The organism is Colwellia asteriadis (assembly GCF_039523295.1).
In the GTDB taxonomy this organism is placed as follows: domain Bacteria; phylum Pseudomonadota; class Gammaproteobacteria; order Enterobacterales; family Alteromonadaceae; genus Colwellia; species Colwellia asteriadis.
In genome coordinates this window covers 208,421-232,052 of the sequence record NZ_BAAAFA010000001.1, presented here as the reverse complement: position 1 = coordinate 232,052, position 23,632 = coordinate 208,421, and the positions used below count along the sequence as shown (strand labels likewise).

General features: G+C 37.5%; 21 protein-coding genes and 1 pseudogene. 19 read left to right on the top strand and 3 right to left on the bottom strand.

Annotation, left to right across the window (positions count from 1 at the left end; translation table 11 throughout):
* The first annotated feature begins 47 nt into the window (after positions 1-47).
* From ABD005_RS00955 to ABD005_RS00885, 15 genes are all read left to right on the top strand, one after another.
* Positions 48-185: a hypothetical protein gene (locus tag ABD005_RS00955; RefSeq protein ID WP_215979664.1), complete on the top strand. Its 138-nt coding sequence runs from the start codon at positions 48-50 to the stop codon at positions 183-185.
* Positions 186-360: 175 nt separating this feature from the next.
* Positions 361-1,008, top strand: coding sequence for a DUF2959 domain-containing protein (locus ABD005_RS00950; protein ID WP_215979663.1), 648 nt, complete (start codon positions 361-363; stop codon positions 1,006-1,008).
* A gap of 3 nt (positions 1,009-1,011) precedes the next feature.
* The gene (locus tag ABD005_RS00945) at positions 1,012-1,362 is read left to right on the top strand and encodes a RidA family protein (RefSeq protein ID WP_343813853.1); all 351 of its coding nucleotides are present in this window, start codon (positions 1,012-1,014) and stop codon (positions 1,360-1,362) included.
* A gap of 152 nt (positions 1,363-1,514) precedes the next feature.
* On the top strand, positions 1,515-1,979 hold the full coding sequence (locus tag ABD005_RS00940) for an EVE domain-containing protein (protein WP_343813850.1): 465 nt from the start codon (positions 1,515-1,517) through the stop codon (positions 1,977-1,979).
* A 139-nt stretch (positions 1,980-2,118) separates the two neighbouring features.
* A complete protein-coding gene (locus ABD005_RS00935) occupies positions 2,119-3,696 on the top strand; it encodes a protein adenylyltransferase SelO (protein ID WP_343813847.1) in 1,578 nt (525 codons plus the stop codon).
* Between the two features lie 175 nt (positions 3,697-3,871).
* Positions 3,872-4,477, top strand: a complete 606-nt coding sequence (locus ABD005_RS00930) for a DVUA0089 family protein (protein WP_343813844.1) — start codon at positions 3,872-3,874, stop codon at positions 4,475-4,477.
* A gap of 213 nt (positions 4,478-4,690) precedes the next feature.
* Positions 4,691-6,727 carry a RecQ family ATP-dependent DNA helicase gene (locus ABD005_RS00925; RefSeq protein ID WP_343813841.1) on the top strand — a complete coding sequence of 679 codons (2,037 nt, stop codon included), beginning with the start codon at positions 4,691-4,693 and terminating at the stop codon, positions 6,725-6,727.
* A 346-nt stretch (positions 6,728-7,073) separates the two neighbouring features.
* Entirely contained in the window at positions 7,074-7,868 is a 795-nt protein-coding gene (locus tag ABD005_RS00920; RefSeq protein WP_343813838.1) for a DUF3450 family protein, read from the top strand.
* The gene (locus ABD005_RS00915; protein WP_343813835.1) at positions 7,868-9,226 is read left to right on the top strand and encodes a MotA/TolQ/ExbB proton channel family protein; all 1,359 of its coding nucleotides are present in this window, start codon (positions 7,868-7,870) and stop codon (positions 9,224-9,226) included. Before ABD005_RS00920 ends, ABD005_RS00915 begins: the two co-directional genes overlap by 1 nt.
* Positions 9,227-9,253: 27 nt before the next feature.
* Entirely contained in the window at positions 9,254-9,643 is a 390-nt protein-coding gene (locus tag ABD005_RS00910; RefSeq protein ID WP_343813832.1) for a MotA/TolQ/ExbB proton channel family protein, read from the top strand.
* Entirely contained in the window at positions 9,643-10,050 is a 408-nt protein-coding gene (locus ABD005_RS00905) for an ExbD/TolR family protein (RefSeq protein WP_343813829.1), read from the top strand. The genes ABD005_RS00910 and ABD005_RS00905 overlap by 1 nt, the downstream gene beginning before the upstream one ends.
* Before the next feature lie 4 nt (positions 10,051-10,054).
* On the top strand, positions 10,055-10,741 hold the full coding sequence (locus ABD005_RS00900) for a hypothetical protein (protein WP_343813826.1): 687 nt from the start codon (positions 10,055-10,057) through the stop codon (positions 10,739-10,741).
* A gap of 5 nt (positions 10,742-10,746) precedes the next feature.
* Positions 10,747-12,129 (top strand): tetratricopeptide repeat protein, encoded by a 1,383-nt coding sequence (locus ABD005_RS00895; RefSeq protein WP_343813823.1) that lies wholly within the window; start codon positions 10,747-10,749, stop codon positions 12,127-12,129.
* A gap of 66 nt (positions 12,130-12,195) precedes the next feature.
* Entirely contained in the window at positions 12,196-12,636 is a 441-nt protein-coding gene (locus ABD005_RS00890; protein ID WP_343813820.1) for a DUF2799 domain-containing protein, read from the top strand.
* Positions 12,637-13,083: 447 nt separating this feature from the next.
* Complete coding sequence (locus ABD005_RS00885) at positions 13,084-18,111, top strand: diguanylate cyclase (RefSeq protein ID WP_343813817.1); 5,028 nt, start codon at positions 13,084-13,086, stop codon at positions 18,109-18,111.
* A gap of 72 nt (positions 18,112-18,183) precedes the next feature.
* On the opposite strand, the gene ABD005_RS00880 is transcribed toward ABD005_RS00885, so the two are convergent.
* Complete coding sequence (locus ABD005_RS00880) at positions 18,184-20,313, bottom strand: lipoxygenase family protein (RefSeq protein ID WP_343813814.1); 2,130 nt, start codon at positions 20,311-20,313, stop codon at positions 18,184-18,186.
* 103 nt (positions 20,314-20,416) lie between these two features.
* Here ABD005_RS00880 and ABD005_RS00875 point away from each other — a divergent pair.
* Positions 20,417-20,602 (top strand): annotated as a pseudogene (locus ABD005_RS00875) (hypothetical protein); the annotation flags it as partial.
* 74 nt (positions 20,603-20,676) lie between these two features.
* Here ABD005_RS00875 and ABD005_RS00870 read toward each other — a convergent pair.
* Entirely contained in the window at positions 20,677-21,258 is a 582-nt protein-coding gene (locus tag ABD005_RS00870; protein ID WP_343813808.1) for a bacteriohemerythrin, read from the bottom strand.
* Between the two features lie 316 nt (positions 21,259-21,574).
* Here ABD005_RS00870 and ABD005_RS00865 point away from each other — a divergent pair, with 316 nt between their 5' ends.
* The 3 genes from ABD005_RS00865 to ABD005_RS00855 all read left to right on the top strand — a co-directional run bounded on the left by ABD005_RS00865 (position 21,575) and on the right by ABD005_RS00855 (position 23,000).
* Positions 21,575-21,982, top strand: a complete 408-nt coding sequence (locus tag ABD005_RS00865; protein ID WP_215979648.1) for a VF530 family protein — start codon at positions 21,575-21,577, stop codon at positions 21,980-21,982.
* A 43-nt stretch (positions 21,983-22,025) separates the two neighbouring features.
* Positions 22,026-22,658, top strand: coding sequence for an alpha-ketoglutarate-dependent dioxygenase AlkB family protein (locus tag ABD005_RS00860; RefSeq protein ID WP_343813803.1), 633 nt, complete (start codon positions 22,026-22,028; stop codon positions 22,656-22,658).
* A gap of 153 nt (positions 22,659-22,811) precedes the next feature.
* Positions 22,812-23,000 carry a hypothetical protein gene (locus ABD005_RS00855; protein WP_215979646.1) on the top strand — a complete coding sequence of 63 codons (189 nt, stop codon included), beginning with the start codon at positions 22,812-22,814 and terminating at the stop codon, positions 22,998-23,000.
* Here ABD005_RS00855 and ABD005_RS00850 read toward each other — a convergent pair.
* Positions 22,997-23,578 carry a hypothetical protein gene (locus ABD005_RS00850; protein WP_343813800.1) on the bottom strand — a complete coding sequence of 194 codons (582 nt, stop codon included), beginning with the start codon at positions 23,576-23,578 and terminating at the stop codon, positions 22,997-22,999. The genes ABD005_RS00855 and ABD005_RS00850 overlap by 4 nt on opposite strands.
* Between the last annotated feature and the right edge of the window lie 54 nt (positions 23,579-23,632).

Here is a 23,632-nt window from a genome sequence, read left to right as displayed (position 1 = left end):
ACAAGTTACATCTAAACAAATTACATAAGTAACAAATGGAGATAGTTATGAATACATTCTTTTCAACATGGGTTAACGAAAGAACTGCACAAGAGCAAGCTAATATAGATTCATCTTTAGCACTTATTCTGGACGCAATAGCATTTTGCGCCCCTTTGTTGTTATTGACGTCTTTGGCTATGTGATTATATTTACGGTTAACTTAAGTAACATTGATATTCATCCATAATGGTTAGATATAATTTAACCAATACTTTGAATGGTGGCGAGTATATACGTATTATACAGAAGTGTTACCTATCTATTAGTAACACTGTATATTATCAGTATCAGGTTTTATGGTATTCGAGGGAGTAAATTATGAAAAAATTGAGTCAAACATTGTGCATTATGTTTACCGTTTTATCACTGGCGGGTTGCTCTAGCGCTTATTATTCTGCAATGGAGAAAGTTGGAATTCACAAGCGTGATATTATGGTTGACCGTGTTGAAGCAGCTAAAGAGTCACAAGAAGAGGCTCAGGCACAGTTTAAATCAGCGTTAGAAGAAATGACTGCGTTGATAAACTTTGATGGCGGCCAACTGGAAGAGCAATACAGTATCACTCAGGAGCAATATGAAAAGTCGGCGGAAGCAGCAGAGCGTGTTAGCTCACGCATAGAAAAAATAGAAGATGTTTCACACGCTCTATTTGATGAATGGCAAGAAGAAATAGATCAAATATCGAGTAGTAGCTTAAAACGTCAAAGTGCCTCAAAACTGAAAGAAACCGAACGCCGCTACAATACTTTAATTAAATCGATGCGAAAAGCAGAAAGCAAAATGGCGCCAGTATTGTCAGCGTTAAAAGATAATAGCTTGTTTCTAAAGCACAACCTTAATGCTAAAGCTGTAGGTGCACTGCAAGGCGAAATGGTATCAATTGAAAAAAATGTTAGTGTGCTAATTAAAGATATGAACGTTGCTATAGAGCAATCGCAAAAATTTATTGATTTATTGGAGAAGTAATTAATGTCTATCGAAAGACAAGAAACTAAACAGCGTATGAGCCGTATCGTGAAACATAATGGGACTATTTATTTATGTGGTCAAGTGGCAGCAGATGCAACTAAAGGTATTACTGAGCAAACCCAAACCATGCTTGATAAAGTTGATGATTTATTAATACAAGCAGGGAGTGATAGAGAACATATCTTATCAGCCACTATTTATGTTAAAGATATGAGCTACTTTGCTGATATGAATGCTGTTTGGGATGCATGGATACCTGAAGGGCATGCGCCAGCACGTGCTTGTGTTGCCGCTAAAATGGCGCGTGATGCACTATTGGTTGAAATTTCAGTCGTTGCTGCTGAGAAATAATTCTTCTGCATTTAGCCTAGGGTAACATCTATTTATCAGCTAAATTATTATGTAGTCAGATTAAGTTAGGTTTATTCAATGTTTGCTGTTCAATGTTGGCTAAACTTAACTCTATTTTTCCTCTCTCAATCATTCTATATTGAGTAAACCTTATGAAATACTGGTTATTCAAATCAGAGCCCGATGCTTTTAGCATTGATGATCTAGCCGCAAAACCAAACCAACAGGAACATTGGGACGGTATTCGTAATTATCAGGCGCGTAATTTCCTCCGTGATGAGGTTAAGCTTGGTGAACAAGTGTTTTTTTACCACTCGAGCTGTAAGCAGCTTGGTATAGCTGGCATTGCCGAAGTTGTTAAAGAAAGCTACCCGGATCATAGCCAATTCGATCCTGAGTCTAAATACTTTGATCCTAAATCAAGTCCAGACAATCCACGTTGGGTTATGGTTGATATTCAGCTAAAAGAAAAGTTTAGCGAAATATTGTCATTACAAAAAATAAAATCTCTCGCTGGTATTAATGATATTGGTTTAGTGAAAAAAGGTCATCGCCTTTCTATTATGCCCGTTAGTGAAGTTGAGTGGCATATACTGTACGATAATAGTCAGCATTAGTGTGGCGTCGTATTGTATTAATTGCGTATTCAGCAAATAAGTTATCAACAAACAACAAACAATAAACAATAAACAATAAACAAGAGCAACTTGGTAAATATTTCTACCTACCAAACATCCATTTTATAGTGAGTATTTCATGCCATTAAAACTCTCCAATACGTATTTATCTCTAGGTCGTGCTTTTTCCCAGCAGAGTTTACCAACCCCTGTACGAAAGCCTGAATTGTTATTATGGAATGAGCCGTTAGCAAAACAACTTGCTATTGAAGTGGACGCCCAGCAAGAGAATGAGCAGCTTGCATTGTATTTTTCAGGTAATGAACTCGTTGAGGGAAGTCAGCCAGTAGCACAGGCTTACTCAGGACATCAGTTTGGACAGTTTAACCCACAATTAGGAGACGGTAGGGCACACTTATTAGGTGATATTACTGATACCAAGGGTAAGCAATGGGATATTCAATTGAAAGGCTCTGGTGTGAGCGCTTTCTCAAGACAAGGTGATGGGCGTTGTGCTTTAGGCCCAGCATTGCGTGAATTTATCATGAGCGAAGCTATGCATGCGCTTGGCGTACCAACAACACGTTGTTTGGCAGTAGTTGCAACAGGTGAAGCTGTTTATCGAGAGCAACCATTACCAGGTGCGGTAGTTACTCGGGTTGCTGCAAGCCATATTCGGGTCGGCACTTTTCAGTATTTTTCTGCCCGCAGAGATACAGCTTCACTCATTCAGTTAACCCGTTACGCCATTGAACGTCATTTTCCTGATATTTTACCCGAAAAACCAGCACAAAATATTACGCAGGATAATAAGCCTGATGAACGAGAGCTAAGTGCAAAACAGGTGGTTGACTTTGTATCTGCGGTACTTAATAAACAGTTAACACTGGTACTCTCTTGGTTACGGGTTGGTTTCATTCATGGGGTTATGAATACTGATAATACTGCCATTTCAGGAGAGACAATAGATTACGGCCCGTGCGCTATGATGAATCACTATCATGGTGATACAGTTTTTAGCTCAATTGATAGACGAGGCCGTTATGCATTTGGTAAACAAGCTGGCATTATGCAATGGAATATGGCGCGCTTTGCTGAGTGTTTAATTCCTGTTATTGAAAAGTGCTTGGTTGACGAAGGGGCTGAACTTACAGACAGTGATGATGAGCATAGTGAAGCTATTGCACTTTTAGAGCCATTATTAGTGCAATTTTCTGAGCAGTTTAAAGTAGGCTATTTAGCCATGATGGCCAAAAAAATAGGTATTGCCATACCTCAAGAGAGTGATGTTACGCTCATTAATGACTTACTTGAATTGATGCAGCGTGATGGAAGAGATTATACGGGCACTTTTACCTCCTTAAATAATAATTTAACTGCTCAAAATGTTAATGAGTTACTCCACAAAAAAGATACCGCTGATGAAAGTGCCGACACCGATGATTGGCTCAGTTGGACTGCTCGCTGGTACGCACGTATTGGCGATGATATTGCTGGTGCCAAAGTCTTGATGGGAAAAAGTAACCCTCTAGTTATTCCTAGAAACCATCATGTTGAGCGGGTATTAAAAACAACGCAAGAAAGTGGCAACTTGACAGCGTTACAGCAGTTTTTAGCCGTATTACGTCAGCCTTATGTGAATTTAGTCGAAACAGTCAACTATCAAGATGCCCCTGCTGATGGAGATATTAATTATCATACTTTTTGTGGTACTTAAGAGAACCTCAAAACTTCTGTAAGTGTCTATTATTTTTACATATATTTATTTTATCGCATACGTTGTTTCTTAACCCTTTGTTTTTATTTGTTTATTTTAATTGGCTTGTTTTTTGCTTTTTATTTTTTACCGTAATTCAACGGTTTAGACACAACTTATTAATGGATTTAATACAATGAAAAAAATATTATTAGTTGCCCTAATGTTCTTTATGGCGACACAAGCAAACGCAACCTTGATGAGTGCGCACTCTTTTACCGGTAATTTTGATAACGATGAAAGCCGTTTTTACATTCAATTTGACGTAACTGATACCGCAACTATTAGCTTTTTAAGTCATAGTTATGCTGGTGGTGTTAATGCTGCTGGTACTACTGTTGCGGACGGCGGTTTTGATCCGCAGTTATTCATTTTTGATGCGGCGAGTACTTTATTGCAAAGTGATGATGATAGCTCAACTGTTGTTTCTGCATCAAGTGGTAATGCATGGGATTCTTATATTTCATTAGTACTAAATGCAGGCTCTTATACTGCGGTACTTACTCAGTTTAATAGTGATTTTTTATCAGGTGATTTGGTTACGGGTGAGTGGACTATGTCGAACCAAAACAACTTTAATGGTAGAACGTCATTCTATTCATTTGATATCTCAGGTGAAAATTTAGCAAATGTGGGTGGTATTGGTGTCGGTACTACACCTACCCCTGTTTCTGAGCCAACTACTTTAGCTATTTTAGCGCTAGGTTTATTAGGCTTTGCTGGACGCCGTTTTAGCAAATAAGTAGATAGCTATTTAAGCATAATAATTAATAAAATTAACGAATATGCTAGATAAAAAAGTTGAAGCCTTGTGATTTTTCACAAGGTTTTTTTATGGCTTTTTTAAGCATAAGGCTAGCGAAAGTTATCAGATGAACAGAGCTGAGAATTTTTAACGTAAGCAGGGTATGATAATGCCACTTAATTAGCTGATAGCATTTCGGTGCATATTACCATGACTGACTCTTCTTCTTCTCAACACAACCCGCAAGAACATCAAACAAACCAAGTAAGCCAAAATAATTCAGCGATACCGTTAACCTCGTTATTACAACAATATTTTGGTTTTAGCCACTTTCGCCCGGGTCAAGAGCAAACTATAACGCAGTTATTAAACGGGCAATCGTCACTGGCTATTTTCCCTACCGGATCAGGTAAAAGTTTATGTTATCAATTAACTGCTTTGCAATTACCTCATTTAACCTTAGTGGTTTCGCCGTTATTAGCGCTTATTAAAGATCAATTGGCCTTTTTGGAAAAAAAAGGTATTAAAGCCGCGAGTATTGATTCAACCTTAAAGGGTAGTGAAGCCCAAGAGGTTATGGCAAGTGTACGTGACGGTAGCATAAAAGTATTAATGGTTTCTGTAGAGCGTTTCAAAAATGAACGTTTTAGACAGTTTATTGAATCGGTTCCCGTGTCGATGTTGGTGGTTGATGAAGCTCATTGTATTTCAGAGTGGGGGCATAATTTCAGACCGGATTATTTGAAGTTACCTAGTTACTGTAAAGCACTTAACATTCCTTTGGTGTTGTTACTAACCGCAACAGCAACTAAAAAAGTAAAATTGGATATGGCTAATAAGTTTGCCATACAACCAGAGCATATAGTGCAAACCGGCTTTTACCGAGCTAACCTTGATCTTAGTGTTGTGTCGGTGTCGTCAGCTCAAAAAAATAATACACTTGAACAGTTAGTTAAAAGTCAGCAAGGTGCGGGTATAGTGTATGTTACTTTGCAACATAGTGCTGAAGTGGTTGCTCAGTATTTACAGCAACAAGGTATCAATGCTTGTGCTTATCACGCAGGTTTTGATAGTGATACCCGCGCACAAATACAGCAAGATTTTATGTTAGGTAATATTCAGGTCATTGTCGCAACTATTGCTTTTGGCATGGGTATTGATAAAAGTGATATTCGCTTTGTTATTCATTACGACTTACCTAAATCTATTGAAAACTACAGCCAAGAAATAGGCAGAGCAGGGCGAGATGGTAAGCTATCGCACTGTATTACCTTAGCTAATTTAGATGGTTTACATACCGTTGAGAACTTTGTTTATGGCGATACCCCTGAGCAAAACAGTATTGAGGTAGTGCTTGATGCCATTAAAGCAGAAACGGTGAGTAATACTTATGAAAGCAAGTGGGAGTTGCAATTATTGCCGTTGTCAAATAGTGCTAACATCAAACAATTACCTTTAAAAACATTACTGGTGCAATTAGAGCTGTGCGGTGTTATTGAACCACGTTATGCCTACTTCGCTGATTTTAAGATTAAATTACTGCAACCCAAAGCTGACATTCTTAATTTGTTTAACCCACAACGGCAAGAGTTTTTAACGCGTATTTTTAACGCTACTGATTTTAAAAAAGTGTGGGGTAGCCTTAATTTTGATGATTTATTAAAAGACCAATCAATCGAGCGAAACCGCGTTATTGCCGCGTTAGAGTATTTGCAAGAGCAACAATTAATTGTACTTGAAACCAAAGGCATGACTGAAGTATTTAAAGTAAATCAGCATGAATTAGCTAACCCTAGTTTAAGCCAAGAGCTCACTGCATATTTTAAAGATAAAGAAGACAAAGAAATAAAACGCATTGCCGCGTTAATTCGTTTTTTTGAGTTAGATACTTGCTTAAGTATGAATTTATCACGCTATTTTGATGATAATGTTTTTGAGGGGGAGCAACTTAATAGTCAAGGTTGTGGGCATTGTAGTGTCTGTCGAGGTCAGGTTGCTAAATTGCACTATTCACAAGCTAAAAAGCCTTGGCCAAGTGATGAAACGTTGAAAAACTCAATGCAAGCGCTTGCTAGCTGTTTAGCAGGTAAAACTTCACAGCCGCTTTCATTATCAAGCTATTGCCGATTTTTAGCGGGTATGACCGAGCCACTGTTTGGCCGAAATAAAGTGAAACAGTTGTCAGGCTTTGCTTCGTGCGAACAACAACGTTATTTAGATATACGTACAAAAATAAAGCAACTTTAAAGGTTGTGTCACTTATGAACATCATTGCTTTTTCAATATTTAATTAAATATTTTTTTGCTTTTTGTTGATTTATTGTCTACTAAATTAAAAATTATATGTTAATGTAATGTTTGTTTTTTGTTCTGTTTAGCTTTTTGGTTACATATATCATTATAATAAATAAGAAGATTAATTTTATTACTTCTAGATAATGTCTTTAATATAACTTCCAGATTAAGAAAGAAATCCGTATTGATTCTATTAGTCTTTAAATATGACAGCGCTGTCAGGTGCTTTTAGTTATTCAATATTCTTTCCATAAGTGCTAAAGGATTTAAATAAGCTTACTGAATTACAGGATATACAATGAAGATTTTAGGTTGCGTTTTATCAATTGGACTGCTTTCTTTTTCGGTGATGTCTGCTGAGCCTCAAAGTTTAAATAAGCTCATGGAGCAATGGTTAACCATTGAAAGTCAAAAAGGAAAGTTGCAACTTGACTGGAATACTCGAGAGCAACAGCTAAAGCAAACCTATAGCTTATTAGGCTCAGAAAAGTCGACGCTTGAAAGTTTATTAAAAAAAACAGATACCGAAAAAAGTGATGTGGATAAGCGTCGTTTTGAATTAAGTGAACAACAAAGCCTATTAGAGCAAGAGCAGCGAGAAGTTAAAGAAAGCATTCAACAAGCGACTTTATTTAGTCGCTCATTTATCAATCGTTTACCACCTCCGTTACAAAAAAAATGGCAAGAAAAGCTTTTGTTATTAACACAATCTGGCGCAACCGACAGTGAAAAGCTTGAGCGGATTTTAACGTTATACAAGTTAGCGAATGAGTTTGATGAGCAAGTCGCTTTAAACCGCACATCAATGGAAGTACCGCTTGCTAATGGGGAGGCGCAAAATTTACTGGTTACTCAAATATACTTAGGGTTATCGCAAGGTTGGTATGTTAGTGATGACGGTCTGCATTACGGTTACGGTCGAGCTAATCAGATGCAATGGCAATGGTGGCACAATCAAGCAGCTTCAACGGAGCTTGGCAGAATATTAAATGCCCAAGACTTATTAGAGGTTAAGTATATTTTAGAAAACCCTACCTCAGCAGAATTTATTAAATTACCTGTGAAAGTGCTAAAAGAAAAGGATGTAAGCTAATGTTTAATAAAATAAACCGCAGTAAGCTTATTCGTGTTTTTACAGTATCAGGACTGCTTTTTAGTTACTCAAGCTACGCCGACGACAATCTTTCGAAGGAGTTAGTTGAGCGTATTACAATCGCTAAAAAATCATTAGATACGACTCAAAACAGCATAAATAAAAAAGCGACATCGCTGGCTAAAAAAATAGCTGTTCGTCAACATGATGTTAAAGCTTTGCGTGAGAAAGCTGCTGTTTTACAGCGTATTGCAGATGAGCAATTAATGAGTGTGGCACAGCTAGAAAAACGCGTTAATCAGTGGTCAACTCAAAGTAATTATCAAAAGCAACTACTGACCAGTTTTGCAGAAAGCTCTAATTTAGCGCTTGATAAACTAAATCAAAAAAACGGTGAACCGGTTGTTGATATTAAGGCACTCGCCGTAATGTCAGCGCAATTAAAAGCCAAACTTATGCCAGCGTGGCAAGAACAGCAGGTTATTAGCGGCGCAGGGGCGGTTGAAAAAGTAATGAGTTTAACACTTGGGCCTGTTGAGGTTGCTTATGATACTAAGGCATTAACCGGTGGCCCAATTTCACGAGCTATTGCAAGCGAACCGCGAGTGCTAGCTAATATATTTAATGAGCAAGCTATTGAAGAACTTGGTTCTATTCAATCTTCTGGGGCGGGTTTATTAACCTTTGATCCTACCTTAGGTAATGCTTACAAGTTACTAGAAAAAGAAGAAGGTGTATTAGGGCACATAGAAAAAGGCGGTGTTTGGGCGCTACCTATTTTATTCTTTGGTTTATTGTCGTTCATAGTGTCGATTATTAAAGGCGTTCAATTGATAAGGTTACCTAAAATTGATATGTCTTTAATTGATAAAATCAAATCATTGATCAATGAATATGATGCCAGTGATGATATCTCTCATGCCCGCCTACAAGAAAACTTATCTGCCTTGGCATTATCAAGCAAAGGTGCTCAACAAAAGTTATTCGATATTGCTTATAAAACGCCTATTTCGCAAGAACGAGATGATTTACTTGTGGCATACCTAATGGAATATAAGCATAAAGTAGAGCGTTTTATTGGTGCTGTTGCAACCAGTGCTGCTATTGCACCGTTATTAGGTTTACTGGGTACCGTATCTGGCATGATCAGCACATTTATGATGATGACTATTTTTGGTACGGGCGATGCTTCTACCGTTTCAGGTGGTATATCTGAAGCATTAATTACGACTGAATTAGGACTTATCGTTGCTATTCCATCACTCATTATTAGTGCGTTATTAAGTCGAAGAACCAAAAGCTATACCGCAAAATTAGAAACCAATGCGATTAAATTAAGTAAAATTGATTTTGCATAATGGGGTTATTAACAAGGAGTAGGGTAGATGCTTGCTGATTATTTATTCTTACTAGACAGTGCGGTTATTTGGGCTATTTTGGCGGTAGCAATGTTCTGTTACGGCCTATTAATTGAGCTGTGCTTCATTAATAAGGCCAGTAGTATTTGGTATAAACGAACGCAGTATTGGGTTACTTGTATCAAAACTACACTGGCTTCTTTACCTTTGTTAGGGTTGCTAGGCACGATAATGGGCTTGTTAGCGACTTTTTTTAGAATGTCACAAGAAAACGGTTTTAATATCCAAGAAGTTATCAGTGGTGGTATAGCTGAAGCAATGTTCACCACGCAACTTGGGTTAATTATGGTGATACCGGGGCTGTTGATGTTGTCTTATTTACACGCAAAAATGAATCGCTGGGCGGCGTTGAACTAATGAAATCATTTATTGAAAGCAAAATGGAAGAAGCCAAAGGGCAAGAGTTAGATTTAGCGCCATTGTTAGATGTTGTGTTTATTTTGTTAATCTTTTTTATTGTCACCACGGTATTTGTTAAAGAAACGGGGATTGATGTTGATAAACCAACAGCCGTTTCGACTAAGCAATTGCAAAAGTCGGTTTTAATGATTGCAATTAGTGCTAATGGTGAAGTGGTTTATGCAAGTAACAATATTGGTGTCAAAGGGGTTCGCTCTACAATTACACAAGCGATTAGAACAAAAGTAAAGCCCTTGGTTATTCAGGCAGATAAAACGGTTCCAACTGACTTATTGGTGCAGGTTATTGATCAAGCAAAACTTGCGGGCATTAAAAATGTCAGTATTGCTACGGTAAATGAGTAGCACGATGGAAACTAATAACGCAGCAAATAAAAGCGAAAAGCTCAGTAGGTTATTGCTTAAAGTTTTACCGTGGCTGTTCAGTGTACTGCTAGTTGCTGCTTTAGTGATGATGATGGTTTATATGCAAAGTAACGACTTTGAGCAAGAAGAAACAGTGACCGTAAGACAGGTTGAAGTTGCTCTACCTTTACCGCCACCTCCTCCGCCAGTTGAAATGGAGCAAACAAAAACTGAAGCCAGCACCCCGAGTATTGACCTAACAAGTATGGGGGCAGGACCTACGATTGATTATGCTAAAAAACCGAAAATAGCGACACTAAAAGTCGCTAAAGTAGCGCTGCCAAAGTTTGATGTTAGCTCTTTAGATTTAACGAAAACGATTTCTGTTGATTTTGGTTTAGTTGAGGTGAAAAGCTTAGATGAGTTACCTAAAATTATTTCATCGCGTTATATACAACCCCCATGGTCAATTATTAAACGTGGCATTACTCGAATACCAACGGTTGTCGAAATTGTGATTGATCAAAAAGGTATTGCTCACATTAAGAAAATTGTTGACCCTGTTTATCCTGAAATGGTTGAAACGATAAGAACTTGGATAGAGCATGTTCGTTTTTCTATCCCGAAAAAAAATGGCAAGCCAGTGCAAGCGTTGTATCTTTACACCATTAACTTTAATTATTCTAGGTAGTTAATATGTTGAACATAACACACAAGCTATTTATATCTATCTCATTGCTTAGCATCGTTTTTACAACGAACACTATGGCAAGTAGTAATATAAGCGATTTAAAAATAACCTTAGCTAAACCTACCTTTGTTTTACCCGCCTTTAGCGGTCCTTATAGCGAACGAGAAGCGACAATCGCCCCTGAAGAATATGAAACGGCAGAGCGTTTAAAAACCTTGTTAGATAACGGGCAAGAGGCAGAGGTACTTAAAGAGCTTGAAGGTTATTATGATCTTGAGTTAAGCCCTGCAATGCTAACCTTGAAAGCTCAAATTTATTTTTCGTTAAAGCAATTTGCAAAAGCAGAGAAAACTTTTTTAGCGGTTTTATCACGTAAACCACAGCTAGTGCGTGTACATCGTGATTTAGGGCAACTTTACCTTATTCAAGAGCAATATAAATTAGCACGCCATTACTTTTCTGAAGCGATTGCTTTAGGTTCAAATGATGCCATGGTGCATGGTCAGCTAGCCTATTTAAATTTAAAACTGTATGGCGCATTTAGTGCCATTACTTCGTACCAGCAAGCGATGACATTACAGCCTGAAGAAGTACAATGGCAGCAGGGATTATTAACTGCGTTGTCTGAAGCCAAAATGTATGAGTCAGCCCAAGCGTTACTTGCGCAGTTAATCGAAAAAAATCCTGCAGATAAAGAGCTTTGGCTTAATCAGGCTGTTTTAGCGATAGACTCTAATAATATGAAGCAAGCGCTTGCGAGTATTGAAATGGCTATTTTGCTGGGTGATGATACAGGCAATAACCTTAAAACAGCGGCTCAACTGCACTTACAAATGCACAGCTATGATCGTGCTTTAGTATTGATAAGTCAGCACTTAGATAAGTCTGCATTAGATATGGTAATGTTAAATGAATACCTTATTTGGTTGAAGCAGGCGAAAATGTGGCAACAAGCCGATAAACTACTTGTTAATTTGGCTGATAAAGTGAATAAAATGAGTGTTAATGAGCAAAGTATCTATTTTAATCATAAGGCGACAATTGCGAACCAAAACAAACAATATCAAAAGGCTAAAAATTATTACCAAACAGCGCTTGAGAAAGACCCTACTAATGGTGATGCCTTAATTAATTTTGCATTCTTTTCTGTAGAGCGAGAAGACTTTATTATTGCAGAATTATTATTTAATCGAGCAGAAGTATTACCTGCCAAAGCGAAACAAGCATTACTAGGTAAGGCCCAGCTGTATTTAGACAAACAAGAGCATCAGGCTGCATTGTCCGTATTGCAAAAAGCTTATGGTCGTTTTCCAGATCTTCATTATTTACCAGAACAAATGCAAATCATTAAAAGCATTATTCGTACAGAGAGTAAAACAACGAGTTAGACTTACGATTTAGGTTAAGTATTAAAGGTCACCAATATAAATTAATAAAATATTAGGGAAATAAAAATGAAAAAAATAATTGTGGCTATTATCGCTGCCCTTTCTTTAAGCGCATGTCAGTCAACAACTGAAACTACACAAACAACAATAGATTGTACTAATGACTGGAATACTGTTGGTTATGAAGTCGCTTTATCAGGTAAATCTGTACGAACATTTAACCGTTATGAAGAGCAGTGTCAGTCAGCCTTAACAGAAACAGCGAAGTCTAATTACCTTGATGGTTACACCAAAGGTATTGTTGAGTATTGCACATACGAAAAAGGTTTTGATAGAGCTGAGTCGGGCTTGCCTGATAATCAAATATGCCCATTTGAATTGAGAAAAGAATTTGAACGAGGCTATATTGCAGGTGGTAGAGCGCTAGTTGAGAAAAAAGATCAAGTCAGAAAGCAAGCTGAACTAGCAGATGCTCGCCAGGCGCAAAAGTCTGGTGGCTTAAAGTAACGTACTTGAGTTACTTCATATTGCAGCTCAGTAGTTTTGTTATTATTTCTAGTCCTTAATGGGTTTAACGTGTTAGCGTCAAGCCCATAAAACTTCCTATTTTCTATTCTTCACTCAAGACATATTAAGGCTAGTCACCAATACCTTACGAAATTGATAACTAGCCCTACTATCTATTTTCATAATATTCTAATGAATACTTATTTTTAAAAAGTAACTGCTCTATACTCTTAAGCTATGCTCTTTATTGAAGTACTTATCTCATAAAATTCAAATTAATTGACTTTAAAGGTGATGAAACTCTCAATAATGGGCTATCTTTTTAATTGATGTTAAGTCTCTAAATTAATAATAGTACATACTGCGCTAGCATTGTGAGCTTCTGAGCTTTGTTAGCAGCATATAAAACTATTTTAGAGGGGTTGTAATACGCAGGTAAGATACTCAATGAATTTATCGAATTCTACTATCAAGAAGATTATATCTTCTGATGAAAATATAGTTGTAGCACAAGTGATCAATGATGATGAAAGCTTGAGTAGCAATACCGCAATTCTTAAGTACCAAAATACCGATTACCCCTCTATTGCGTTAGACGCTTGTTGGAAGAATGAATATAACATTTTACAGTCGATAAGCTCTGATTGGGTGGTTAAAGCCTACGGATTGGTAAAACACAAAAATAGTAATGCTTTACTACTCGAAGACTTTTCATCTGAAACCCTTGCCAGCCTGATAGAAAAAAATCAGCTAACCTTTACCCAGCGTTTGCATATTGCTTGTCAGCTGGCTTCTGCGCTTGGTGATATTCATCGACATAAATTAATTCATAGAGATATTACTCCAGCAAATATTTTAGTTGATATTGATAGCTTTAAAATTAAGTTATGCGATTTTTCTAAAGCAATACGCCTCAGTTACAGGCAAGTACCGCTAAATCATAATAACGTACACGGGGATTTTGCTTATCTTTCTCCAGAGCAAACGGGGCGTACTAATTTAAAGGTTGATTACCGAAGTGATTTTTACTCATTAGGAATTACCCTTTATCACTTGTTTAGCGGCAAAGTTCCTTTTAAGTCAGATAATGTTATGACTTTATTACATTGCCATATTGCTCGTATAGCTGAGCCATTAAGTGAGGTTGATCAAACTATTCCAGAGGTGCTGTCGGCAATAGTTGCTAAATTAATGGCAAAGTCACCTGAAAATCGTTATCAGAGTGCTCGTGGGTTACAGGTTGATTTACACCAGTGTTATCAACAATGGCAAAAGAATGACATGATAGAGTTGTTCACTTTGGCTCAATCAGACATTTCATTACACTTTCACATTTCGCCTAAGTTATATGGTCGAGATAAAGAATTATCTATTATCTTAGAGGGGTACCAGCGCTCATGTATTAAACGTGCAGAGTTAGCTATGGTAAGTGGTTACTCCGGTATTGGTAAGTCGGCATTGGTACATGAGTTACAAAAAAGCATTATTGCCAATGAAGGCGTTTTTATTTCCGGCAAATGCGATCAATACAATAGCGGTCAGCCATTCTTTGTTCTGATTGATGCATTGCAGCAATTTTTGCAAAAAATATTAAGCGAAAGTAAAGAGAGTCAATTTAACTGGCGTAACAAGCTGCAATTAGTATTAGGTGATAATGCTGCCATCATTACCGAGTTACTACCGTCTTTAGAGCTTATTATTGGTAGCGCTCCTCCTTTAATTCAATTACCGCCTGCTGAAGCTGAATTACGATTGAATATGGTGTTTACTGATTTTGTTGGCGCATTATACTCAAGTGAACAACCCTTGGTTATCTTTTTAGATGACTTGCAATGGGTAGATATGCCAACGCTCAAGTTGTTGCAGCAAGAAGTTACTGACTCTAATCCTACTGGTCTTTATGTTGTCGGTGCCTATCGCGATAATGAGGTTGATGAATCTCACCCATTAATGACCGCATTAAGTAACATGAGCAAAAATGATGCGTTAATACAAGTGAGTTTAACACCGCTTAAACTACAGCATATACAGCGGTTATTAACCGATACCTTACATTGCTCACTGAGTGACGCTAAAACATTAGCTAGAATATGCTTAGATAAAACCCAAGGTAACCCATTTTTTCTCAATCAATTCTTATTAGCGCTTTATCAGGAAGGAGACATTAGTTACCAGCATCAGCATGGTAAATGGTGGTGGGATATTGAGCAAATTCAACAACGGGATATGACTGATAACGTTGTTGAATTAATGATTATGCGCTTACAACAGCTTGATAATAAATCACAATTACTTGCCTCTATTGCTGCCCACTTAGGGCATAGGTTTAGTTTTAAACAGCTCTTGTCTGCGTGCCAATATAACACTAATAACACAGCAAAAATATTATGGCCACTACTTGAAGCTGGCTTTATTATTCCGCTTGATGAGCATTATCAGCATATTGATGACGAGAGTAGCTTAATTAAATCGCAATACCGATTCTTGCATGACCGAGTGCAGCAAGCTGCTTATTTGCTGACGCCAGAAGCTGGTCGGGATGAACTGTTATTGCATATTGGTCGTCACTGGTTAGCAGACTCAACCGAAGATGAAATTGAAACTAACCTTTTTACTTTACTTAACTTGCTCAATGGTAGTGTTGCGCTGATTGATGATGTTGATGAGTTAAGACAGTTAGCTACCCTTAACTATAGAGCGGGTTTAAAAAGTAAGGGAGCCGCCACCTATGCAAGTGCTGTTGCCTACTTACGTAAAGCTACTGAGTTATTACCTGTTAATAGTTGGCAATATGAAGCTGAGCAAACCTTTTCAATATATAAAGCATTAATTGATGTTGAGTTCTTGGCTGGTAATGTAGCGGCAGCTAAAACTTTATACGAGCAAACTATTGTTCATGTTTCTACACAGGAAGAAAAAATAGCATTAATTTTGTTAAGAACCGAGCAGTGCCAGTCTATGGGGGAGTTTCAAGACGCTATTTCTTTACTCGTCGGCGGTTTAGCAATACTCAAGATAGACTTTCCAGAAAATGAAGACGTAGCTCAAGCTCAATTGAAAGATACCTTTATTGCTACTCAAGAATTACTAGCTCAATGCTCTGAGCAAGACATACTCACCGCAGAAAAAATGACTAACAAACAGCACTTGTTACGAATGGAATTGCACAATGCGATGACGATGGCGACATATTTATCGGGTCGAACAAGATCCTATGCTGTCAATGCCTGTCAAATGGTCATACTGTCACTTAAGTACGGTCAATGTCAGTTAAGCTCCATTGGTTACGCATCTTATGCGACAGTTATGTCAATGATGGGAGAAGTGTATCCCGCTTGTTATCAGATGAGTAAATTAGCAAAGAGTGTTTCAGACTTGTGGGAAAGCAAATATCACAGATCTATGATCTATGGTTACTTTTCATCAAGTTATTTGCATTGGTGTGAAGCTATTGAAAATTCTTATCCATTTTTAGAGCAAGTTATTTCTTGGGGGCAAGAGGGTATAAACTTTGTTTATTCTGGATATAGCGTGCTTTTTAAGTCCTGTAATAAATTTATTGCGGGTGTTCCTCTGAATGAATTACAAGAAGACATTGAACAAGGCTTGGCCTTTTTACGTAAAAAGCAGCAGCCAGCGACTGAGAATTATGTACTAGTGGGGACATATCAAGCGTTATTGGCGCTGCAAGGTAAAACACATTCAATAAACTCTTTTGATAGTGATGACTTTAATGTTACCCAGTTTTTTGGTGATAAAGCTAATACACCCTCAATGGATTTAGCCTTTTATACCGGCGCAATTATTCGTCATGCCTTTATTATTGACGATAAAGCGTTACAGAATAAGGCACTGGAGAATATTGATATTGTCGGAATGTTTCTTCCTGATAGCCCTAGTATGGTTGAAGGATTATTTTATCAAGCATTGATTTTACTCAATCATGATGATGCAGAAGTGTTGTTAGATAAGGCCAAAGAAATTACCGAGCGCTTTAAAGTATGGTCAGTTGATAGTCCTAAAAATTATTTACATAAACATTTATTGCTTAGCGCAGAGGTAGCTCGTGTTGAGGGCTTAGCCGTTATTGCAATGGACTTTTATGCGCAAGCCATTAATGCAGCTAACGAAGCTGGCTTTATTAATAATGAAGCGTTAGCCAGTGAATGCTACGCTAAATATTTATTTTCGTTAGGCCAAAAACGGCTTGCACTTAGCTGTATGAAAGATGCTTTTTATTTGTATTCTCGCTGGGGAGCGCTTGCCAAGTGTCAGCAAATTAATGAGCGTTGGCCAGAGCAAAGCTTTGACTCAGCTAATATTGTGAACTTACCAAAGGGAAGTGCAATATCAACAAACGCAAGTAAAGCGGTAGAGCAAATGAATTCGTTAGACTTGCATTCGCTTTTGAAAGCTAACCAACTTTTATCAGAAGAAATCCATGTTAACTCATTACTAGAAAAAATGATGACAGTGTTAATGGAAAATGCCGGAGCACAGCAAGGGGCGATTATTGTTTATGGAGATGGGCAACTAACGGTAGAGATTGTTGGCCGTATTAGTGATCACGCTGCTGCTATTCATAGCCAGTTTTATAATATGAACCTTGATGAGCTTGAAGCCCAAGGTAACCCATTATTACCAGACACTTTAATACGTTATACGCAAAAAACATTGGAGACATTAATACTGGACAACCCTAAAGAAGACTCACGCTTTTCCAGTAATCGCTATTTACAGTTGAATCAACCTAAATCATTGATGTGTTTACCTATTACAGGTCAAGGCCGACTTGTTGCCATTGTTTATTTAGAGAACAATGTCACGGAACAAGCGTTTACCGCTAAACATAAAGATACGGTAGAACTTATTGCTGCACAAGCTGCAGTATCGTTAATTAATGCTCGTCATTATGAAATACTCGAAGATAAAGTAGCACAACGTACAGAAGAGCTACAATTGCTAGCGATTAAAGACGGACTTACGGGAATTTTTAACCGTCGTGAGTTTGATCTTAGGTTAGAGCAAGAATGGTCGAGAAGCTCTCGCGAAGGTGGATCACTGTCACTAATTATGATTGATATTGATTACTTCAAAGCCTATAACGATAATTATGGTCATCCAGAAGGGGACAAGTGCATTAAATTAGTTGCACAAGCTTTAAGTGAAGTCGTTACACGTAAAAATGATTTAGTTGCACGTTATGGTGGTGAAGAATTTGTTATTTTAATGACAAACACAGATCATGAGTCAATTGAAAACATTGCACGGCGTTGCCAAGATAAGATACGCAGTTTGAATATTCTTCATGCCTTTTCAACAACGGCACCCTATATAACGATTAGTATGGGGATATCTACTATGACCAGCTTACCTGGATTAGAGCCCTCTATGCTGGTGAAGTCTGCCGATGTCGCTTTATATAAAGCAAAACAAAGTGGGCGAAACTCATACTACTTTGCTTCACCTTCATAACGTATAAAAACGAGAACAGGTTAGTTATTTACGGTACTTAAGCGTAGAGCGCTAAGTACCGTTTTTATTTACTTAAATACTTGTGCTGTTTGGAATCATTGACGGCAATTGGAAAGTATAAGGTATCGCTCTTAACTTATTACGCTGATGTATTTCTACTTCTATTTGCGCTAATTGGCACTGGAAGTCAATCAGCACTTCTTCCACCTGAGGATCGTTAAAGTAGGCAATACGTGGGTCTTGACTATATTTGCCAAAAACATCGTATTGTACACCGCTAAGTAAGTACTCAAAAGATAGTGTATATAAAGCAATATCTAATGGAGGGCACCAAGTTAAAGTATCTTCAATGGTATTGATAACCGTGTTGGTTCCTGGAGGTTCATGATAAAGACAACCCGTTACGCTAGGAGCAAAAGACATTAAAGGATACTGAGCATAATTTACTGCGGCATGCTGAGGTCCAGCAATATAGATAATATGTGCGATAAGCTCTACAAGGTAGTCAAAACTATCTATTTTATAGGGACGTTCGCTATTTCCTGTTGATACTAATCCATCTAAGCCTTTAAAATCAGCATATTTTGTTGAGGTTAACTCAAAGATAAAGCCTTGTAATTCTTCATCATTAGCGACGGCATCATTGTCATTATTATAATAAATAGATAAATAATTTCTAACGAACGTCTTAATGGCTTGCCATAACAATATGGTGTCATCGCGAAACTCAAAAACTGGTAATGACTCAGTATTAACACCGCGTGCTTTAAATAACTGTTCAGGGCTCTGCTCATCCCAACGCCAAGCACTTCTAGCCTCTGCAATCATTTCAAAAGAGGAGCCTGTCGTTAACCCTACGTCACAGGCGGTAACACCACCCGGAATAACTAAACTGTGTAGGGCATCATTGTTAATGTTTAATGTAAAGCGAAAATGCGGAATTAAAAGCTTTAAAATAGGGTGTTTTTCTGAAAGCTGCCTATGTGCGGCAATAATTATTGTATCCATAATAAGGTGGCAAGCCCCTAAATGTGCAACATTTTCATGTTGTATTGCACTGCAAATATTCACAATAGCTTTAGCTACTTGCCATTTTAGTCCATTACCATCATTTGCGCCTGAGCAGTTATTTGGGGTAAATATAGGAGCCGTGTCTGGGTTATATTGTTGTGCTAATTGAATGGCAATTGGGCGCAGGTAACTACCTGTATCAGGAAAACCGTTAGCAGTTTTATCCGTTGAGTAAAATAAGGCGATAGGTGCGGCTACGTAACGCTGTTTTCCGTGTAACTCATTACTTTGTTTACCCTCTAACATTGTGTAATCACAAACGTAAAGCCGATTCTGGGCTACTGCCGTTTGTAAACTAACATTATTGTCTGCTAACACAGACTGTAATATGTGATCAGTAACTGGCATTTTTTGCAGTAATTGACTCAATGAAATAGTCATATCACTTGTATCGCTAGCGCTTACGGCAATTAAGTTAGTGGTATTAAAGCCAGCAGTTTGCAAATAACCAAAGTACCAGTCTTGATCATAAAGGGCTTTTTCTTTTTCCATCCATGGTTTACTTTTTATTGACACTGTTAGAGGAGGGGTATCTAACGAGGCATAGAGTGCTTGGTAGTCTTCTAACGAATTGGCTTGCAGGTAATCACGTTTGCCATCGTTATTTAATAAGTCATATAGTGTCGATTTAAGTAGAGCCGTAGGCCCTTCCTTTTTTACCTCCTCAATAACTTGATCAATTCCTTTTAACATTTTAATAATATCTTTAGGAATATTGAGGGCATCTTCAATAGCTGTCGGCAGCTGACTCAAGCTATGAATAAAGTCTTTAATGTACTTAATGTCTTTTTTAGGGTGAAGCGCACTTAATTTACTTTCTAAGGTTTGGTAACTCTCGCTAATATCTTTGAAAATGTCACTATCAATATCATCACAAAGCTCTTTTTCTAATAACCTTATAACGTTGTTTTTAAAGTTTTCAGCAAGTTGAATAAATACTGATATAACACTTTCTTTATATCGTAATGAAAACTCTTCTCCTTGTGGTACGTCGGCAGAAAGAGGAACACCTTCTAAGTAAGAAGTCATATAATTGTATTTAGTTTTGGCTAAAGCGAGTTGAAACTCACGTTGTTGTTTTTCGGGTGTTGAGTCGTGTTGAGGAAGTGTCGGGATGTTATTGTTCTGCATAATAAGCCTTTTTTTTGTTTTTATTGTCGCAAGCATACATTATTTTTGGCAAAAATTGCCGCAAATATATTGCTGTGTGGCTAGGTGCTGTTGATCTTTCTAACAGCGTTTGTTGGTCATTTTTACTGCGTTATCAAATTGTTATGTGACGCTGTATGGATGTTGCTTATTAGACAATGCAGGAGCTTATTGTCCTGAACAACCACACAACAAAGGCTCTGCCTTGTATAAATACCCAACAAAAAGCTGCGAAAAAAATATCGAAAGCTCAACAACCCCTAATCAATAAGTCGAAAATAATGGCGAGGAGCAAGCAATAAAGTTAGCAATAGTACTAACTTTATTAATAAGGACGTTTCTGGCTTAGTTATTATCAAACTCGTCAGCACCAAGCTGTTGTAAGTAGCGGCTATACTCCTTATCAGATTCATTAATATGGTTAATAAGCCAGAATGTTATCAAATTAGTCACTTGTTTTAATGAATCGTGTCCTTGTTCATTATAAATATGTGCATATTCTTCGACTTTATCAATCATTGCTTGATGTTCTTCTTGATGCTCAGCAAGACCTGGGTAGTCATAATCTGCCATCAATTTCTCTTCTCGTTTAAAGTGATATTTGGTGTAGCTGACTAACTCTTCTAGTGCTTCTCGCTCAAATTCTTCACACTGAGCATAATCGTAAGCAATACTAAATTGATTCAATAAGTGTAAGAGTTTTTTATGATCTTGGTCGATGTATTCAATACCAATACTGTAATCATCACTCCATTTTATTTGTTCAATATGCTTTTGCCTGAGTAGCGGCATCAATGCTAAAGCGACGATTAATATCCAAGGGACAGGGTTTGTTAAGCTTGACCATAGGCCTAAAATAATGGCAGAGACAAGTAAACTGACAATAATGATAAAGCTGAGAGATTTATTACGGCTATTAATACTCACGATATTGACCTTGTTGTATTTTATATAGTTTAAGTAGAGCTTATGCTCTACAGTGGTCTTTATATTAATTGCTTTATAGTGGTACTTTATTGATTTTAATCAAGTTAACTTATTAATAACTTAATTAATAAGAAAGAGACTGTAGGTTCTAATGTACAGTGGCGTTTATTCTTGAGTTAAACATCAACTTTTATAGCAACAGTGGTATAATTCATTACTTACATACTGTGTTAACTCGAAAGCAATAGTCGTTAGTGATAAAGCTAACCAAAAAAGCGAACCAAAGAGTTAAGTAAAAAGTGAACTAGGAAAATAAATGAGCGATAAAGAGATATATAAAAACAACCCACTGCACGGTACAAAATTAGAAACAGTACTCAACGAATTGGTTGATCATTATGGCTGGGAAATCTTATTTGCTTATTTAAATTTGAACTGCTTTAAAACCAATCCAAGTATTGAGTCGAGCATCAAATTTTTAAAGAAGACCACGTGGGCACAAGAGAAAGTTGAAGCTTTTTATATGTATCAATACCACAGTTTACCTAAAGCGAGTGATGACCAGTTTTTATTACCGCCGCGTGATCGTATTGTGCCACATGGTTTAGAACAAAGACCGCCAAAAGAGTTAAGCCTTGAAGATGCTGAGCGTTTACGTATTAAAAAGGCCGAAAAAGCCCGCGATAGAGCACCAGCAGACCCTTGGGCACACTTTAAAAAGTAGTAGAGTAAGCTTCATTCTCTCGAGTTTAGCTTAAATATACCTTATGGACTTATTCTCCCCGCGACTAACTCAGCCTATTAACCTTTTACCTTATGATGGCGAGGTAAATTACTATGGTGAAGTTATAGCGTTAGAACAGGCGGAACATTATTTCTCAGCGCTACTTAAGTTGTTAGCGTGGCAATGCGATCAAGCAATGATCTTTGGTAAACTGATTGAAACAAAAAGAAAAGTCGCTTGGTATGCGGATACCTTAAATGGTCAAGCATTTGAATACACCTATTCAAATATTACCAAACGATCACTGCCTTTTCCTGATGAATTATTAGCGCTAAAAAATTTAGTCGAAGTTGAAACTGGGGAGCAATACAATGCTTGCCTAGCGAACCTTTATCATAATGGTGAAGAGGGAATGGCTTGGCATAGCGATGGCGAAAAAGACTTAAAAGAGCAGGGAGCTATTGCTTCTTTAAGTTTTGGCGCTGAACGAAAATTTGCGTTTAAACATAAGCAAACGAAAGAAGTTGTCGCTTTACCTTTAAGATCGGGTAGCTTATTAGTGATGAAAGGCATTACACAAAAGCACTGGCTACATCGTTTACCTCCGACAAAAAAAGTTCATACTCCTCGAATAAACCTTACTTTTAGAGCCATAGTGAATGACAGGCTGCGTTAATTGGCTTAAAAAATGCTTCAAATAAGTAAGCTTGCATAACGGCCATTTAATTGTAGATTGCGATGCTTTTAGTTTAGCTTAATTCAGTTGGCTATTTGCTAGATAGCAACCAAGCACTTAGCGTTAAGCATCGCATGACCTAAGGGGATTGTCATGACTATTGAAAAGCAGCGTCATTATTTATTAAACGGTAATCGCGCTATTATCTATATTTCAAGCTTGATTGGCGTATTTTTCGACGCCAACCTTGCTTACCTTCTAGCACTAACATTATGGGTATGGTTAGAGCCGCTTTTATCACTTGAATTAGCGTTGCTTAAGCTATTAATTCAGCTTCACTAAGCACTTAAGTGTAGGTATGAGTTACTGCTTGGCATCATAATACTGTTATAAATGTTGGTTTGTTGCTGGCTTAATGATTGTCCTTGGTGATTCATCGTCTCGCTAGTGACACCATTTAGCCCAACAGCAGCGTTTGACACATTATGCTTTAACGGGTTGACGTTATCATTAATAGTAGGTACTTGTTCTATAACACCTTTTACTTGTTTATGTAAGTCATACAGCTCAGTATAAGCACTTGTTAACGTGCTAATAGCACTCACGTTATTTTTATCATGATTGTCAGTGTCTACTTCACCATCCGTTGCCGTTTCTATGTAAATATCAAATAACTTTTGTTGTTGAGCATAATAAGCGCGAGTCAGGTCAATATCTTTAGCTGTTTTATAATTCGATTTTATTTGCTCAACGTGCTCTTCTCGTTTTGTTTCAGTATACGATTGCAATGTGTTTTGCTGCTCAGGTGATAGTAGATCTTGCATACTAGGCTGTGCACTCACCATAGTATTAGTTGATATTTGATTTTGGCCAACAGGATAGTGTTGAGTATTTACAGAAGCGAGTGTTTGAATAGTCATTGTCGTCACCAAGTCACATTAGGTAGTGATTAAAGGATAAGCGAGATGAGATAA